Source organism: Halarchaeum sp. P4 (assembly GCF_051195175.1).
Classification (GTDB): domain Archaea; phylum Halobacteriota; class Halobacteria; order Halobacteriales; family Halobacteriaceae; genus Halarchaeum.
Window position 1 is genome coordinate 1,385,924 of record NZ_JBNTKC010000001.1, and the last position, 16,189, is coordinate 1,402,112.

Consider the following 16,189-nt stretch of genomic DNA (forward strand, 5'->3'; position numbering starts at 1 on the left):
TGTACCCTTCGTGGACTACTGAATGCGCCCGGAAGACGACGCCTACTTCGAGGGACTCGAGTCGCAATTAGACGAGGCCTTCGCCGTCGCGGAGGAGGCGAAGACGCGCGGCGAGGACCCCGTCCCCGAAGTCGAGATTCCGGTCGCGAAGGACATGGCCGACCGCGTCGAGAACATCCTCGGCATCGAGGGCGTCGCCGAGCGCGTCCGCGAACTCGAGGGCGAGATGGGCCGCGAGGAGGCCGCGCTCGCGCTCGTCGAGGACTTCGTCGAGGGAACCGTCGGCGACTACGACACGCGTGCCGGGAAGGTCGAGGGCGCAGTCCGCACCGCCGTCGCCCTCCTCACCGAGGGGGTCGTCGCCGCCCCCATCGAGGGCATCGACCGCGTCGAACTCCTCCAGAACGACGACGGGACGGAGTTCGTGAACGTCTACTACGCCGGCCCGATTCGCTCGGCGGGCGGGACTGCGCAGGCGCTCTCCGTGCTCGTCGCCGACTACGCGCGCTCCCTGCTCGGCATTGATGAGTACAACGCCCGTTCCGACGAGGTCGAGCGCTACGCCGAGGAAATCGGGCTCTACGACGACGAGACCGGCCTCCAGTACTCGCCGAAGGACAAGGAGACGAAGTTCATCGCGAAGCATATGCCGATCATGCTGGACGGGGAGGCCACTGGGGACGAGGAAGTCTCCGGCTTTCGCGACCTCGAGCGCGTCGACACGAACTCCGCGCGCGGCGGGATGTGCCTCGTCCTCGCGGAGGGTATCGCGCTGAAAGCCCCGAAGATTCAGCGCTACACCCGCCAACTCGAGGAGGTCGAGTGGCCGTGGCTCCAAGACCTCATCGACGGCACGTACTACGACGACGGCGAGGAGGACGCGGGCGAGGAAACTGCTGAGGACGACGGCGAGGACGAGGCCGACGACGGTGACGAGGCGGACGACGCGGGCGACGACGCGACCCGGGACGGTCCGCCGCGCGTCGACCCCGCCGACAAGTACCTCCGCGACCTCATCGCCGGTCGGCCGGTCTTCGGCCATCCCTCCGAGGCGGGCGGCTTCCGCCTGCGCTACGGCCGCGCGCGCAACCACGGCTTCGCGACGGCGGGCGTCCATCCGGCGACGATGCACGTTGTCGACGACTTCCTCGCCACCGGCACGCAGATCAAGACCGAGCGCCCCGGGAAGGCGGGCGGCGTCGTCCCCGTCGACTCCATCGAGGGCCCGACGGTCAAACTCGCGAACGGCGACGTGCGGCGCATCGACGACCCCGAGGAGGCCCTCGAACTCCGCAACGGAATCGTCGAAATCCTCGACCTCGGCGAGTACCTCGTGAACTACGGCGAGTTCATCGAGAACAACCACCCGCTCGCGCCCGCCAGCTGGACCGTCGAGTGGTGGGAGCAGGCATTCGAGGCGGCCGGCGCGGACGTCCAGGCGCTCCGGGACTCGCCGTACGTCGACCTCGAGGACCCGGATGCCGAGCAGGCGCTCTCGTGGGCGAGCGACTACGAGACGCCGCTCCACCCGAAGTACACCTACTGCTGGCACGACATCGACCTCGAGGCGTTCTGCGAACTCGCCGAGGCCATCGACGGCGCGGCCGTGCAGGACGGCGCGCTCCAGATTCCGAACACCGAGGGCGCCCGCGAGGCACTCGAGACCCTCCTCGTCGAGCACTCGCAGAGCGACGCGACACTCACCGTGCCGGACTGGCGGCCGCTCGTCCGCACGATGGGCTTCGACGACGACCTGGAGCGCGACTGGAGGGCCGAGGACTTCGACGACGAGGTCCGCGAGTGGCCGAGCGCGATGAAAGCCGTCGAGGCCGTCGCGCCGTTCGCCGTCCAGGAGCGCGCCCCGACGCGCATCGGCAACCGGATGGGCCGCCCGGAGAAGTCCGAGTCCCGCGACCTCTCGCCGGCCGTCCACACGCTCTTCCCCATCGGCGAGGCCGGCGGCAGCCAGCGCTCCTTCCGCGACGCCGCCGACTACGCCCCCGACATGCGCGCCGAACAGGGCCTCGTCGACGTCCAACTCGGCGAGCGCGCCTGTCCCGACTGCGGCGAGCACACCTACAAGCCCCGCTGTGAGGAGTGTGGGACGTGGACCGACCCCCACTACGAGTGTCCGGACTGCGGCATCAGCGCCGAACCCGACGAGTCCGGGCGGGTCGAGTGCCCGCGCTGTGAGCGCGAACTCGACAACGTCGAGCAGCAGACCGTCGACATTCGCTCCGAGTATCGCGCGGCCCTACAGAACGTCGGCGAGCGCGAGAGCGCCTACGACATCCTCAAAGGCGTGAAGGGGCTCACCTCGACGGAGAAAGTCCCCGAACCGATCGAGAAGGGCGTCCTCCGCGCGAAACACGGCGTATCGACGTTCAAGGACGGTACTGTCCGCTACGACATGACGGACCTCCCCGTCACCGCAGTGCGGCCCGCCGAACTCGACGTCGGTGTGGAAGACTTCCGCGAGCTCGGCTACACCGAGGACATCGAGGGTGACCCCCTCCAGCACGACGACCAACTCGTCGAACTCCGCGTGCAGGACATCGTCCTCCCGGACGGGGCCGCCGAGCACATGCTCAAGACCGCCGACTTCGTCGACGACCTCCTCAGCGAGTATTACGGCCTCGACCCGTTCTACGACGTCGAGGAGCGCCAGGATTTGGTGGGCGAACTCGTCTTCGGGATGGCGCCCCACACCTCCGCCGCCGTCGTCGGCCGCGTCGTCGGCTTCACCTCGGCGGCGGTCGGCTACGCGCATCCGTACTTCCACGCCGCCAAACGCCGGAACTGCTTCCACCCGGACACGAAAGTCTGGTTCGAGGACGAGGCGGGCGAGACGCACTACGAGTCCATCCAGACGCTCGTCGAAGAACGGCTTGATGACCCGCGAACAGACGACTTCGGGACGCTAGTGCAGGAACTCGACGGCGATGTCCACGTTCCGTCGGTCGATAGCGAGGGGAACATCGTGCGCAAACCCGTTAGCGCCGTCTCGAAACACCACGCCCCCGACCACATGGTACGCGTCGAGACGCGAAGCGGGCGGGAGATCACGGTCACGCCCGACCACGAACTGCTCTGCTGGCGCGACGGCGAAATAGAGCGCGTCGAGGCACACAATCTCGACGGTGGCGAACGAATCCCCGCGAAGCCCGACACGCCAGAGACGACGCCCACGGCGGCCGTCGCGGATGGTGGCGCGCTCGAACTCGACACCGTTGAGGGCGTCAAATATACGGATTCTGATACCGAATATACGTACTGTCTCACCGTCGAGGACACGCACTCGTTATTCGCCGAAAACATGGCTGTCGCGCAATGCGACGGTGACGAGGACTGCGTGATGCTCCTGATGGACGGCCTGCTGAACTTCTCGAAGTCCTACCTGCCGGACAAGCGCGGCGGGCAGATGGACGCGCCGCTCGTGATGTCCTCGCGCATCGACCCGAGCGAAATCGACGACGAGGCACACAACATGGATGTCGTCGAGCAGTACCCGCTGGAGTTCTACGAGGCGACCCGGGAGATGGCGGACCCGGAGGACATCGACATCACCATCGCAGAGGACTCGCTCGGCACTGACGAGGAGTACACGGGCTTCCGGCACACGCACGACACGACGGACATCGCGCTCGGTCCCGACTTGTCTGCGTACAAGACGCTCGGGTCGATGATGGAGAAGATGGACGCGCAGCTCGAACTCGCGCGAAAACTCCGCGCCGTCGACGAGACCGACGTCGCCGAGCGCGTCATCGAGGGCCACTTCCTTCCGGACCTCATCGGGAACCTGCGCGCGTTCTCCCGCCAGGAGACGCGCTGTCTCGACTGCGGGGAGAAGTACCGCCGGATGCCGCTCTCCGGGGACTGCCGGGAGTGTGGCGGCCGGGTGAACCTCACCGTCCACCAAGGCTCGGTGAACAAGTACATGGACACGGCGATTCAGGTCGCCGAGGAGTACGACTGTCGCGAGTACACGAAACAGCGCCTCGAAGTCCTCGAGGCCTCGCTGGAGTCCGTCTTCGAGAACGACCACAACAAGCAGTCCGGCATCGCGGACTTCATGTAGGACCGTTTTACTGTAGAGGGTCGTTCCGCGTGCCCCCGCTCACAAACCCACCACGAGAGTCGCCCGCGAGCGCCGCCGGCGCTCGCGGTGGACCGGCGTGAGTCACCCGCTCCCGACAGGCATCGGTTCGGCGCCGTCGGGCGGTATCTATATGTGGTTCGGTCACACAGGGCAAAGAGTATCGCAAATGCAACCGTGTCAGAGCTGTCAGACGGTCATCGACGAGTACGTCTTGGACAAACACCTCGAACCTCTGCGCGACCTCACGGTAGACGACTTCAACGTCTGTGCGGACTGTGCGACCGTGGTTGCTGACGCGTGCGTCGAGTGCGGCGGTGGGGTCTACGTCCCCCAGAACGCGTCCACGGCGCCCGACTACTGCCCGGCATGTCGGGCTGCCCTCATCGAACGGACCGGCCGCGACCCCGGGTGGCACCGCGACACGGCCTCCACCTGAGACGGCGTCCGCCCCGCCCGTGCCGGCGTACGGCGCGGGCGCACCCCGTTCCGGCGATTGCCTTTAAGTGTCGACCCGGTGAAACGCCACCGTATGAGTGACGACACCCCGGTCAAACTCGGCACCGCAGTCTACAACGAGGACGGCGACCAGATAGGCGTCGTTCGCGGCTTCAACGAGGACGGCTTCTTCGTGACGAACCGCGAGGGCGCGGCGTCGTTCACCGTCGAGCACGAGCACACGCCCCACGACCTCGGCGAGGCCGAACTCCTCTGGCGCTGTTCGGACTGTGGGGAGGTCGGCGACGTCGAGGAAATCCCCGAGTCCTGCCCGTCCTGTGACGCGCCGAAGGAACACCTCTACTACTGGACGGAAGACTGAGGCGTCACGCGCGACGCGCCGATCCCCTATTTCCGGGACGGCGCCGTCGCTCGCCGGGAGAAAATCGAGAGAAGTCGACCGTTTGTTGTTACGGGACGTCTAGAAGGGGGCCTGCGGACCCTCGTCCTCCTCGGCGTCGTCGTCGGACGTCTCGCCGGGGAAGGAGGGGCTCATGCCGCCGCCGTGACCGCCGCCGTCCATGCCGGTGTCGGCGTTGACCTTCTCGACTTCCGGAATCTCCTGGGTCATCCGGGCCTTGATGGCCTGAATCGTCATCGGGGAGATACCGCACCCCGAGCACGCCCCGCTCAGCTGGATGTCGACCTCACCGGACTCGCGGTCGATGTTGGTGATGGAGGCGCTGCCGCCGTGCATCTGAATCTGCGGGAAGTTCCGTCGGAGGAAGCTCGTAACGCGGTCCTCGAGGTCGTCCCCGGACTGGCCCTCGGTGCTCATGTGCGCGGATAGGGTATTGGCGGCCTTATGCTTTTGGTTGGTCGCTGTTCCCGCCCGCGTCCGCGACGGCGAGCGGGATCGACGACAGGTGGCGTCTACTCCTCCTCGAAGTCGAAGACGACGCGGAGGTGGTGCTCGATACCCTCGACGTAGAGGTCGAGGAGTTTCGCGGCCTTCTCGTCGTCCGCGACGACGTCCTCGAGGCGCTCGATGGGGTTCTCGGGAAGTTCGACGGAGAACTCGCCGTCGCCCTCGTAGTGAGGCTGGCTCTCGTTGAGCACCTGCTGGTCGAGCGCGTGCACGAGCGTGCTGTCGTACTCGGCGTTCAGGTCGTTGAACGCGCGCTTGTAGGCGGTCTGGAGTTGGGGGAAGTAGTCGGTGTATTTCTTCTCCTCGAACTCTTCGGGCGTGAACTCGGCCATACGGGTTGCTTCGACGCTGGCGCGATAAAAGCCGGGCGGTACGCCAGTGATAAATCGGGTGTCGCTATATCAAATCTGCTTCGTCATGGTGAGTTCGAAGCGGCCGCGCTCCGCGACGTCGAAGCCGAAACGCCGGTAGAGCGCGCGCGCACACCGGTTCGACGGCTCGACGGAGAGCCAGACCCGGCCGCCGCCGGTGGCGCGGTGCGCACCAAGGAGGCCGCGGAGGAGGCCGGTGCCGACACCGACGCCGCGGGCGTCCGGAGCGACGAAGACGGCGAGTTCGTGGCCGTCGCCGCTCTCGAGGAGCGCGGCGTGGCCGACGATGTGGCCGTCGCGGCGGGCGACGACGCTCCGGCCCGCCAGGAGAGTGTCGACCCAGTCACGGCGGGCGTCGGCGCGCGTCGGGGGGAGGCCCTGCGTCCGGTCGGTGGCGTCGAAGGAGTCGTACATGGCGCAGAGCGCGTCGCGGTCGCTCGCGGAGGCGAATTCGACGGTGACGCGCGCGCCGGCGGCGTCGATGAAACCGAAGGGCGGCTGGCGGAGCTGTTCGTCGGGCGTCGACGTCCGTGTCGTGCTCTCGGTCATGTCGGGGGCGTGCTGGGGTCCGGGGGTCGCTGGTCGAGTCGGCGGCGCTGGCTACGGGCGTGGGACGCGACGTGGGATACTGCTGCTGCCATGTGCGGACACACGACCCGCCGGCACAAAACTATAACGGTCTTTAATTATGTTTAGAGCTGGTCGCCGACGGCCGCGTCGGCGGCGGCGACGAAGTCCTCCTCGCGGCCCTTCGGGACCGTCGCGCCCGCCGCCACCTCGTGGCCGCCGCCGTCGCCGCCGACCGCGCGAGACGCCTCGCGCGCCACCGCCGAGAGGTCGAGTCCCCGCTCGACGAGCCGGGGCGTCCCGCGCATCGACACCTTCACCGCCTCGCCGTCGATGTCCTCGCTGTCCGCCTCCTCCTTGTCCGCGAACGCGATGATGGGGACGCCCGCGTCCACGTCGTCCTCGCCCATCGCCATCCCCGCGACGATGCCGACGACGGTCTCCGGGAGCCTGTCGCCGACGTGGAACCACTGGACGTTGTCCGCCCGCGTGACGCCGACCTCCCGGACGACGTTCACGCCCGTCGCGAGCGTCTTCCGGTGCTCGCGCAGGAGCTCGCGCGCCTCCCGGAGCGCCTCACCGCGGTCACCCTTACAGACGGCGAGCCCGACGTCCGCGCGCTCGTAGCGCGCCGTCGCGTTCAACAGCGTGGAGAACTCGCTCGCGTCCCGGAGTTCGGTGCCGGGTTCCTCCCGGGTGAGCGTGTACGTCGTCCCGACGAGCGCCTCGATGTCGTCGGCGTCGACGCCCGTCCGGATTGCCCGCTGGACGAGCGCGCTCACGACCGTCCGGCGCTCCTCGGTCGTGAGCTCCGCCCACGTCTTCCACTCGCCGTCCGCCCGGAGGTCGGCCTCGAGGCCGTCGAGGAAGCGCAGCGTGCCGTTCCGGTCGCCCGTGATGCCGGGTATCGGGACGTCGTTCGCGTACGCGAGCAGTTTCGGGAGCGGGCGCGTCTGCGTCCCGAACACCGCGAGGTCCTTCGCCGCGTCCAGCACGCCCGCCGAGATCCCCTCCTCGACGATGCCGGTGTTCGCGCCGACGAGTTCGCCCTCCGTCGTCTGCATGTCGCCGACAGCGCCGACGACGGCGAGCGCCGCCAGATCGCGGTTGTCGACGTCCTCGTCGGCGTCGCCGAGCGCGCGCGCGACGCAGTAGGCCGCGCCCGCGCCGGAGAGTTCGCTCCCGCCGTCGAGGCCCTCCAAAAGGGGATTCGTGTGGTACTCGGCCTCGACGTCAGCGGGCTGATGGTGGTCGGCGACGACGGGCGTGAAGGCGTCGTACTCGGTGATGACGTCGAGTTGGCCGCTCCCGTAGTCCGTGAAGAAGACCGTATCGTACCCTTCCTCAGCGTAGCGCTCGATGGCGCTCCGGTCGAGTTGCTTCTCGAAGGTGACGTCGTGCTCGATGCCGGCGCGCTCCAACGCGGTGGTGGCGATGCCGGCGCTCGTCAGGCCGTCGGCGTCGATGTGCGACGTGAGAAGCAGTCTGTCGGCCTCGCGGAGTCGCTCGGCGCACCGCGCGGCCCGCGCGGCGAGTTCGGGGACGGGCGCGTTCATTACTCCGGCCTAGGCCGTTCGCGTGGATAAACTCCCGCTAGTCGTGATAGCTCGGCGCGGCGTCCTCGACGACGGCCGTCGCGAGCGCCTCGAAGGACGCCTCGTCGGGCACGACGTCGACGTCGATGCCGTGGCGTTCGGCGGTCCGCTTCGTCGGCGCGCCGATACAGCCGACGACGGCGCCGTTCAGGCCCTCGATTGCGTCCTCGCGGACGCCGCGCGCCGTCGCCGCCTCGAGGAAGTGCTCGACGGTGAGCGAGGAGGTGAACAACGCGGCCTCGAGGTTGCCACGCGCGGCCTGCTCGGCCGAGTCGCCCGCACCGTCCGGGCGGACGAGCCGGTAGAGGACGGTCTCGTGGACGTACGCGCCGGCGTCCTCGAGGCCGTCCGTGAGGACGTCGGAGCCGTGGTCGGAGCGCGCGACCTCGACGCGCGCGCCCGCGACGTCGGCTTCGAGCGCGTCGACGAGGCCCGCGCTGGAGAACTCCTCGGGGACGAGGTCGACGGTGTAGTCGGCGTCCCGAAGCGCGTCCGCGGTGCTCTCCCCGATTGCGCACACGACCGTTCCGGCCGCGTCCCAGTCCGCGTCCGCGGCGAGTTCGACGCCGGTCTTGCTCGTCAGGATCGTGTAGTCGGCGTCCTCGCGCGGCGCGGCGTCCGTCGGTTGGACGGCGAGCATCGCGTCGGGCACGGGGTCAGCGCCGAGCGAATCGAGAAGCTCGGCGGCGTCGCTGAGACGACCGTCGTCCGGCCGGAAGACGGCCGCCCGGACCTGCTGGCTCATCCGAGGAACGCCTCCAGGTCGTCCCGGACCGCCGCGACGTCACCGATGACGGTGATGGCGGGCGGTTCGATGCCGGCCTCGTCACGCGCCGCGACGATGGTGTCGAGGGTGCCCGTCGCCACCTTCTGGTTCGGGCGCGTCCCCCGCGAGATGAGCGCGACCGGCGTCTCGGGGTCCATGCCCGCCTCGCGGAGCTCCCGCGTGTACTCGGGGAGTTTGCCGACGCCCATCAGGACGACGATGGTGCCGCCGGTCTCGGCGAGCGCCGCCCAGTCCACGCTCGACTCCTCCTTCGTCGGGTCCTCGTGCCCGGTGACGAACGTCACGGAGGAGGCGTGGTCGCGATGCGTGACCGGGATGCCGGCGACACCGGGCGCGGCGACAGGCGAGGTGACGCCCGGCACCACCTCGAAGGTGACGCCGTGCTCGGCGAGGTATTCGGCTTCCTCGCCGCCGCGTCCGAAGACGAACGGGTCGCCGCCCTTCAGGCGCACGACGCTCTTGCCGGCCTGCGCGTACTCGACGAGGCGCTCGTTGATTTCGGCCTGGGAGGTGCGCTCGCCGCCCGCGCGCTTCCCGACGTCCTCGCCGCGGCCCTCGGGAATCAGGTCGATGATGTCGGGGCCGGGGAGTTTGTCGTGGAGGACGACGTCCGCGCTCGTCAGGAGGTCGCGGGCCTTCACCGTGAGGAGGTCGGGGTCGCCGGGACCGCTCCCGACGAGGTAAACCGTCCCGGGTTCGGCGTCGGTCATCGCTTCGCCTCCGCGATGAGGTCGGCGGCACCCGCCTCGGCGAGGTCGGCGGCGAACTCGCGGGCCTCGCGGGCGTAGTTGTCGAGGCCGAGTTCGCGCGTCTGCACGACCGACTCGGCGCCGTCCGCGGAATAGACCTGGACGTCCGTGCGGACGACCTCACCCTTCAGGAAGGCGTGGACGCCGATGGGCGCGATACAGCCGCCGCCGAGTTCCTCGAGGACGACGCGCTCGGTGGTCGTCTCGACGCGTGAGCGCGGGTGGTCGAGCGCCTTCTGAATCTGCTCGGCGACCTCGGTGCCCTCGCGGGCGGTCACCGCGAGCGCGCCCTGGCCGGGTGCGGGGACGTGCTCGTCGGTCTCGAGGTCGACGAGGTCGACGCTGTGCGCGAGGCCGGAGCGTTCGAGGCCGGCGCGCGCGAGCACGACGGCGTCGTACGCGGTCTCGACCTCGCGGCCCATCGCCTGCTTCTCCAGCTCGGAGAGGTCCTCGAACCACTCCTCGACGGTGCGCTCGTACTCGCGGGTGGCCTCGTCGGGGTCCGTGTCCGGCTGCTTCTCGTAGCGCTTGCGCTGCTCCTGATAGGCCTCCTCGGCCTCGGTGCGTGCCTCGTGTTCGGCCTGCAGGTGGGCGGCGAGCAGTTTCTCGATGCGGGTGTCGACGTTCCCGCGGAGGTCCGCGACTTCGAGGTCGGGGCGGCGCGACTTCACCTGCGCGCGCCGGCGCAGACTCGACGTACCGACGACGGCCCCCGCTTCGAGTTCCTCAAGGGGCGTGCCGTCAGGCGTCACGAGGACGTCGCCGGCGCTCGCGCGCCGCGGGACCGCGGCGACGACGAGGCCGTCGGGCATCTCCGTCGGGACGTCCTTCATGGAGTGGACGGCGGCGTCGACGTCGCCCTCCAGCACGCGCTCGTCGAGCGCGCGGACGAACGCGCCGGTCTTCCCGAGGTCGGCGATGCGTTCGTCGGTGATGCGGTCACCCTCGGTTTCGACCTCCACGAGTTCGACGTCGTGGCGGCGTTCCTCGAGCGCGGCCTGAATCTCGCCGGCCTGCCGGAGCGCCAGCGACGACCCCCGCGTCGCCAGCTGGATAGACTCGTCTCGCATACCTCACACTCGGTATCGCGACTTGAAACCCCCTTCGGACCTGTCCTTATAGCGCCTCGCGGTAGGCCTCGATGGTCTGCTCGACGTCCGCCTCGGTGTGCGAGTCGGAGACGAACTGCGCCTCGAACTGGTTCTGCGATAGCATGATTCCCGAGTCGAGCATCTTCGGGCGGAAGACGCGGTTCCAGCGCTGGACGTTCGCGCGCCCGACGTCGCTGCCGTCCCGCGGCGGCGTGCCGTCGCGCGTGAAGACGACCTTGAACAGCGAGTCGGTGCCGACCACGCTGTACTCGGGGGCGCGCTCGTCGACGACGTCACGCAGGCCGTCGCGCAACTGCTCGCCGAGGTCGTTGACGTGCTCGTGGACGTCGTTCTCAGCGGCGTACGTGAGCGTCTCGAGGCCGGCAGCCATCGTAACGGGGTGTCCGGAGAAGGTGCCGGCCTGGAAGACGTCTCCGGCGGGCGTGAACTGCTCCATGATTTCGGTCTTGCCGCCGATGGCGCCGACGGGGAAGCCACCGCCGATGACCTTCCCGAACGTCGTCAGGTCAGGGGTGACGCCGAACTTCCCCTGCGCACAAGAGAGGCCGCCGACGCGGAAGCCCGTGATGACCTCGTCGAAGACGAGGAGGGCGCCGTGGTCCTCGGTGAGGTCCCGGAGCGTCTCGTGGTAGCCCTCTCGGGGTTCGACGATGCCCTTGTTCGCGAGGATGGGCTCGACGAGCACCGCGGCGATGTCCTCGCCGTGCTCCTCGAAGACTTCTGTCACCGCCTCCTGATCGTTGAACGGCACGGGAATCGTGTGCTCGGCGAACGACTCGGGGATGCCCGGGGAGGACGGCGACGCCCCCTCGGGGCCGCCCTCGACGAGCGTGGACTCCTGCGCGCCGTGGTAGCCGCCCTGCATGACGACGACCTTGTCGCGGCCGGTGTAGCCGCGCGCGAGGCGGACGGCGGAGACGGTGGCCTCAGTCCCGGAGTTGACGAAGCGCACCATCTCGACGCTCGGGACGTGGCGCGCGATGAACTCCGCGTGCTCGACCTCGACTTCGGTCGGCATCCCGTACATCGGTCCCTCGCTCGCGCGGCGCTGGACGGCCGACTGGACGGACTCGGGGAGGTCGTGGCCGAGGAGGAGCGGACCGAGACCCATCACCCAGTCGACGTACTTGTTCCCGTCTGCGTCGACGACCGTGCCGGCGTCGCCCTTCTGCACGAACGTCGGATAGGGCTGCGGTGCCGCCCGAACGGAGGAGTTCACGCCGCCGGGCAGGACGCTGAGCGCCCGGTCGTAGAGGTCACGCGAAGTGTCGCGATTCATACTCTGAGTTCCCGCGGCCAGCGGGAAAGTAGTTACTGAGCGGACGAGAGGAAGGGGGTGACGTGGCGCGACGGTGATCGGACGGGCGGCCGCCGTAGACGCCAGTGTGGGCCGAAACGGCTGCGTCGATTTAGACGGCTTCCGTGCCGGTCTTGCCGGTGCGAATCTGGGTCGCCTCCGAGACGGGGAGGACGAACACCTTCCCGTCGCCCTTCTGGCCAGTCTTCGCGCCGCGGCAGATGGCGTCCACGACGTCGTCGGTGGGCGTGTCCGCGACGACACACTCGACCTTGATTTTCTGGTGGAGGTCGACGACGTACTCCTCGCCGCGCCACTGGCCGGTCGTCGAGGGTTGGCTCCCCCGGCCGGAGACGTCCGTGACGGTGAGCGAGGGCGCGCCGGCCTCCGCGAGTTCCTGCTTCACCTCGCCGAGGCAGTCCGGACGGATGTACGCCATCACGAGTTCGATGTCGCTCTCCGGGCGGCCGCCGTCCGGGACGACACCGCCGTCGGGGACGCCGATGCGCTCCTGGTCGCCGAACTCGGGGTAGGTCTCGACGCCGTGCGCGGCGACGTCGAGCCCGGTGTGTTCGGTGTCGGCGTCGACGCGCGCCCAGTTCACGGCCTTCGCGGCGGTGAAGAAGACGGCGGTGACGGCGGCGCTCAGCGCGACGATGACCGCAACGCCGAACACCTGCACGCCGAGCGTGCGGAGCGAGAACGCGTTCACGGTGACGAACGGCAGGCCGAACGCGACGGTGCCGAGCATCCCGGCGGTGCCGTGGACGGGGAAGACCGCACAGACGTCGTCGACCTTGAGGCGGTGTTCGACGAACGAGAAGACGACGGGGAGTTGCGCGCCGGCGACGAGGCCGACGAGGACGGCGCCCGGCCACGTCGCGGCGTCGGCGATGGGCGTGACCCCGACGAGGCCGGCGAGCAGGCCGTTCGCGAGGTAGAGCGTGTCGAGTTTCTGCGTCCGGTGCCACGCGACGAGGCCGGCGCCGACGCCGCCGAGCGCCATACCGAGCGTGGTGTTCAGCGCGACGCGACCCACCGTCGCGAAGTTCGCGAGGACGAGCTGGCCGTCCTGCACGGCGAACACCTTGACGGCGGTGCCGACGTTGAAGCCGTACCAGCCGAAGCAGAGGATGAGCGTGCCGAGGACGGCGAGCGTGATGGAGTGTCCGGGCATCACGTTCGGGGTGCCGTCCGGCCCGTAGCGGTCACGACGCGGGCCGATGAGGTAGGCGCCGACGAGCGCGGAGACGCCGCCGAGCGTGTGGACGACGGCGCCGCCGGCGAAGTCGTGGAAGCCCATGCCGGCGAGCCAGCCGCCCGACCAGACGAGGCCGTCGGCGACGGGGTAGACGACGCCCGCGATGACGGCGGTGTAGAGGACGTACATCCGCGGGCGGGTGCGGCCGGCGACGGCGCCCGAGACGACGTTCGCGGCGGCGATGGCGAAGACGCCGCCGAAGAGCCAGTTCGCCCACGCGTTCGGGTCCGTGGGCGCGTAGACGCTGGTGAACGCGCCGGCGACGTCGAGCGACGCCGCGCCGGTGAGTTCGCCGACGATAGTGGCGACGGAGGCACCGACGGCGAAGTAGACGAGGATGCCGACGACGAGCGTGATGATGGTCTGGGTGAGCTGGTTCGCGACGTTCTTCGCACGAACCTGACCGGCCTCCAGCATCGCGAACCCGGCCTTCATGAAGAAGATGAGGAACGTGACGATGAGCAACCAGACGAGGTTGACCCCGGTGGCAATGGTGGCCAGCTCGCTCATGCGTGCAGCACCTCCGACGGGACGATGCAACCGTTCGTGTCGTACTCAGCCATGGGCGGTGCCAAGGAAGCCACCAATAAAAGCTCTAGCTTAAAATTCGACCCACATACGCGATTCTTCTCCCCAATCGTCCAAAACAACAGGACATATAGTATGTATAAGGACGTATTTTGTCGAGAAGAGCGTGCAAGCGTTGCCCGCCGAGTGGACGAATGTCGACCCGGAGCGGGCGGCCAGCGAACCGACACGCGGCGCGCGCGCCGTGGCGCGCCACGCGTCACCACTGAGTGGCCGGCGGGTAGTGACTGAGTACGACAGGCGGCGGTTCCCGGCCGAGAACCACGCGGCGCCTCAGGGCGCGACGACCACCTCCCGGGCCGACGTCCGCCCGCACCGCCACGTCGAGGTCAACGGGCGTGTCGTCTGGCCGTGGCCCGTACCGACACCGCGGCGGCCGACGGCGCTCGCGACCTGACCGACTGCGGGGACCGGCGGCCGTGACTGCGAGGCGGTCGCCGTCGCCGCGATGCCGGGGGTCACGCTCAGACCCCGCCGGACGGTCGCCGTCCGGCGCGTCCGTGAGAGCACACTCTCAGACCGCCTCCGGGCCGGTCTTGCCGGTGCGAATCTGGAGCGCCTCCTCGACGTCGATGATGAACACCTTCCCGTCGCCGGGTTCGCCGGTGCTCGCGGCCTCCCGGATGGCGTCGGCCACGTCGCTCGCCGGCACGTCGGCGACGACGCACTCGATTTTCACCTTCTGATGGAGATCGACGACGTACTCCTCGCCGCGCCACTGCTCGGTCGTGGAGGGCTGGCTCCCCCGGCCGGAGACGTTCGTGACGGTGAGCGAGGGCGCGCCGACCTCCGCGAGCGCCTGCTTCACCTCGCCGAGCCGGTCCGGGCGGATGACCGCCATGACCATCTTGATCTCGCCGTCCTCCGATACCTCCATGTCCTCGCCGCCGTCGGTGCGAATCTCGTGCATGTCGTCTGCCTTGATGTCTTGGCCGCCGTCAGTACGAATTTCGCGTTCGTCTTCGACGTCGACGCCGCCGTCGGTACGGACCTCGCGGTCCTCGCCGCCGTCCGTGCGGACGCCGTAGGTCTGGTCGACGCCGCCGTCCGCGACGACGCCCTCGTCGACGAATTCGGGGTACGCTTCGATGCCGTGCTCACCGCGGTCGAGGCCGAGTTCCTCCTCGTCCTCGTCGACGCGGAGCCCCCAGATGCCGTCCGCGATTTTGAGGGCGATCGCGGTCGTGACGACCGTCCAGACAGTGATGACGAGCACGCCGACGATCTGCATCACGAGCTGCGGGGCGCTGAAGCCGCTCGCCGCGAACACTGGGATGAAGACCGTGCCGAGGGCGCCCGCGCTCCCGTGGACCGCGAAGACGCCGCAGACGTCGTCGATCTTCAGGTTCTCGACGATCCAGTGGTAGACGAGCGGGGTCTGGACACCGGCGAGCAGGCCGATGACGAGCGCGCCCCACCAGGTGACGTGGACGCAGGCGCCCGTGATGCCGACGAGGCCGGCGAGCAGGCCGTTCGCGCCGAAGAGCGGGTCGGGCTTGCCCTCGCGGAGCGTCGTGACGATGGTCGAGCCGACCGCACCGATACCCATCGCGAGCGTCGTGTTCAGTGCGACGCGGCCGAGCGCGGCGTTGTTGAACGTGATGCCCTCGAGCGACGTCGCGCCCTCCGCGATGGTGAGGATACCCTGAGTGCCGACGTTGAAGCCGTACCAGCCGAACGCGAGGATGAACGTCCCGACGACCGCGAACACCACGGAGTGACCGGGAATCGGACGCGGGTTACCCTCGCTGTCGAAGCGCCCGCGGCGCGGGCCGACCATGTAGGCCGCGACGAGGCCGGCGACGCCACCGAGCATGTGGACGACGGTTGCGCCGGCGAAGTCCTGGTAGCCGGCACCGATGAGCTGTCCGAGGTAGCCGCCGGAGGCGAGCAGGCCGCCGCTCCACGCGAACCCGCCGATGACGGGGTAGATGACCGCCGTCAGGCAGATCGCGAGGAAGACGTACGCGGAGAACTTGATGCGTTCGGCGACGGCCCCGGAGACGATGGTCGCCGCCGTCATGGCGAACACCGCGCCGAAGAGCCAGCCGACCGCACTCCCCGGGTCGCCGATGTACGCGACGGCCGCGCCGAGGTCCAGCGGCGTGCTCGGGTTCGTGAGCTGGCCGGCGACGGTGTAGACGCCCTGACCGACGATGAAGAACACGAGGACGCCGAGCGACCAGTCCATCATGTTCTTCATCACGACGTTGCCGGCGTTCTTCGCGCGGACCTGTCCGGCTTCGACGAGCGCGAAGCCCGGCTGCATGAAGAAAATCAGGAAGCACACCACCAGCGTCCAGACCGTGTTGATGCTGCTCGCGAGGTCGACGATGTTGGCCATTTACGACACCACCCCGTTCCCGACTACAGTTAGACGTTCGTCCACCGATAGTGCTG

At 68.9% G+C, this 16,189-nt stretch carries 13 protein-coding genes; 3 read left to right on the forward strand and 10 right to left on the reverse strand.

Features of this window, described 5'->3' with window-relative positions; translation table 11 throughout:
* Positions 1-22 precede the first annotated feature (22 nt).
* From ACQUS8_RS07415 to ACQUS8_RS07425, 3 genes are all read left to right on the forward strand, one after another.
* Entirely contained in the window at positions 23-4,078 is a 4,056-nt protein-coding gene (locus ACQUS8_RS07415) for a DNA-directed DNA polymerase II large subunit (protein ID WP_435099039.1), read from the forward strand.
* A 187-nt stretch (positions 4,079-4,265) separates the two neighbouring features.
* Positions 4,266-4,535, forward strand: a complete 270-nt coding sequence (locus tag ACQUS8_RS07420) for a DUF7571 family protein (protein WP_435099041.1) — start codon at positions 4,266-4,268, stop codon at positions 4,533-4,535.
* 93 nt (positions 4,536-4,628) lie between these two features.
* Positions 4,629-4,916: a DUF7130 family rubredoxin-like protein gene (locus ACQUS8_RS07425; RefSeq protein ID WP_435099043.1), complete on the forward strand. Its 288-nt coding sequence runs from the start codon at positions 4,629-4,631 to the stop codon at positions 4,914-4,916.
* Positions 4,917-5,015: 99 nt separating this feature from the next.
* On the opposite strand, the gene ACQUS8_RS07430 is transcribed toward ACQUS8_RS07425, so the two are convergent.
* The 10 genes from ACQUS8_RS07430 to amt all read right to left on the reverse strand — a co-directional run bounded on the left by ACQUS8_RS07430 (position 5,016) and on the right by amt (position 16,133).
* Positions 5,016-5,372 (reverse strand): NifU family protein, encoded by a 357-nt coding sequence (locus tag ACQUS8_RS07430; RefSeq protein WP_435099045.1) that lies wholly within the window; start codon positions 5,370-5,372, stop codon positions 5,016-5,018.
* A gap of 95 nt (positions 5,373-5,467) precedes the next feature.
* A complete protein-coding gene (locus ACQUS8_RS07435; protein ID WP_435099047.1) occupies positions 5,468-5,794 on the reverse strand; it encodes a DUF5783 family protein in 327 nt (108 codons plus the stop codon).
* Positions 5,795-5,863: 69 nt separating this feature from the next.
* Positions 5,864-6,382 carry a GNAT family N-acetyltransferase gene (locus ACQUS8_RS07440; protein WP_435099049.1) on the reverse strand — a complete coding sequence of 173 codons (519 nt, stop codon included), beginning with the start codon at positions 6,380-6,382 and terminating at the stop codon, positions 5,864-5,866.
* 143 nt (positions 6,383-6,525) lie between these two features.
* A complete protein-coding gene (locus ACQUS8_RS07445) occupies positions 6,526-7,956 on the reverse strand; it encodes a DHHA1 domain-containing protein (protein WP_435099051.1) in 1,431 nt (476 codons plus the stop codon).
* A gap of 37 nt (positions 7,957-7,993) precedes the next feature.
* Positions 7,994-8,740: a uroporphyrinogen-III synthase gene (locus ACQUS8_RS07450; RefSeq protein ID WP_435099053.1), complete on the reverse strand. Its 747-nt coding sequence runs from the start codon at positions 8,738-8,740 to the stop codon at positions 7,994-7,996.
* Positions 8,737-9,492 carry a uroporphyrinogen-III C-methyltransferase gene (gene cobA / locus ACQUS8_RS07455; protein WP_435099055.1) on the reverse strand — a complete coding sequence of 252 codons (756 nt, stop codon included), beginning with the start codon at positions 9,490-9,492 and terminating at the stop codon, positions 8,737-8,739. The genes ACQUS8_RS07450 and cobA overlap by 4 nt, the downstream gene beginning before the upstream one ends.
* A complete protein-coding gene (gene hemC, locus ACQUS8_RS07460) occupies positions 9,489-10,601 on the reverse strand; it encodes a hydroxymethylbilane synthase (RefSeq protein WP_435099057.1) in 1,113 nt (370 codons plus the stop codon). Before hemC ends, cobA begins: the two co-directional genes overlap by 4 nt.
* A 46-nt stretch (positions 10,602-10,647) precedes the next feature.
* Complete coding sequence (gene hemL / locus ACQUS8_RS07465) at positions 10,648-11,922, reverse strand: glutamate-1-semialdehyde 2,1-aminomutase (protein WP_435099059.1); 1,275 nt, start codon at positions 11,920-11,922, stop codon at positions 10,648-10,650.
* A gap of 130 nt (positions 11,923-12,052) precedes the next feature.
* Positions 12,053-13,711: an ammonium transporter gene (locus tag ACQUS8_RS07470; protein ID WP_435099061.1), complete on the reverse strand. Its 1,659-nt coding sequence runs from the start codon at positions 13,709-13,711 to the stop codon at positions 12,053-12,055.
* A 592-nt stretch (positions 13,712-14,303) separates the two neighbouring features.
* Positions 14,304-16,133, reverse strand: a complete 1,830-nt coding sequence (amt, locus tag ACQUS8_RS07475; protein WP_435099063.1) for an ammonium transporter — start codon at positions 16,131-16,133, stop codon at positions 14,304-14,306.
* Between the last annotated feature and the right edge of the window lie 56 nt (positions 16,134-16,189).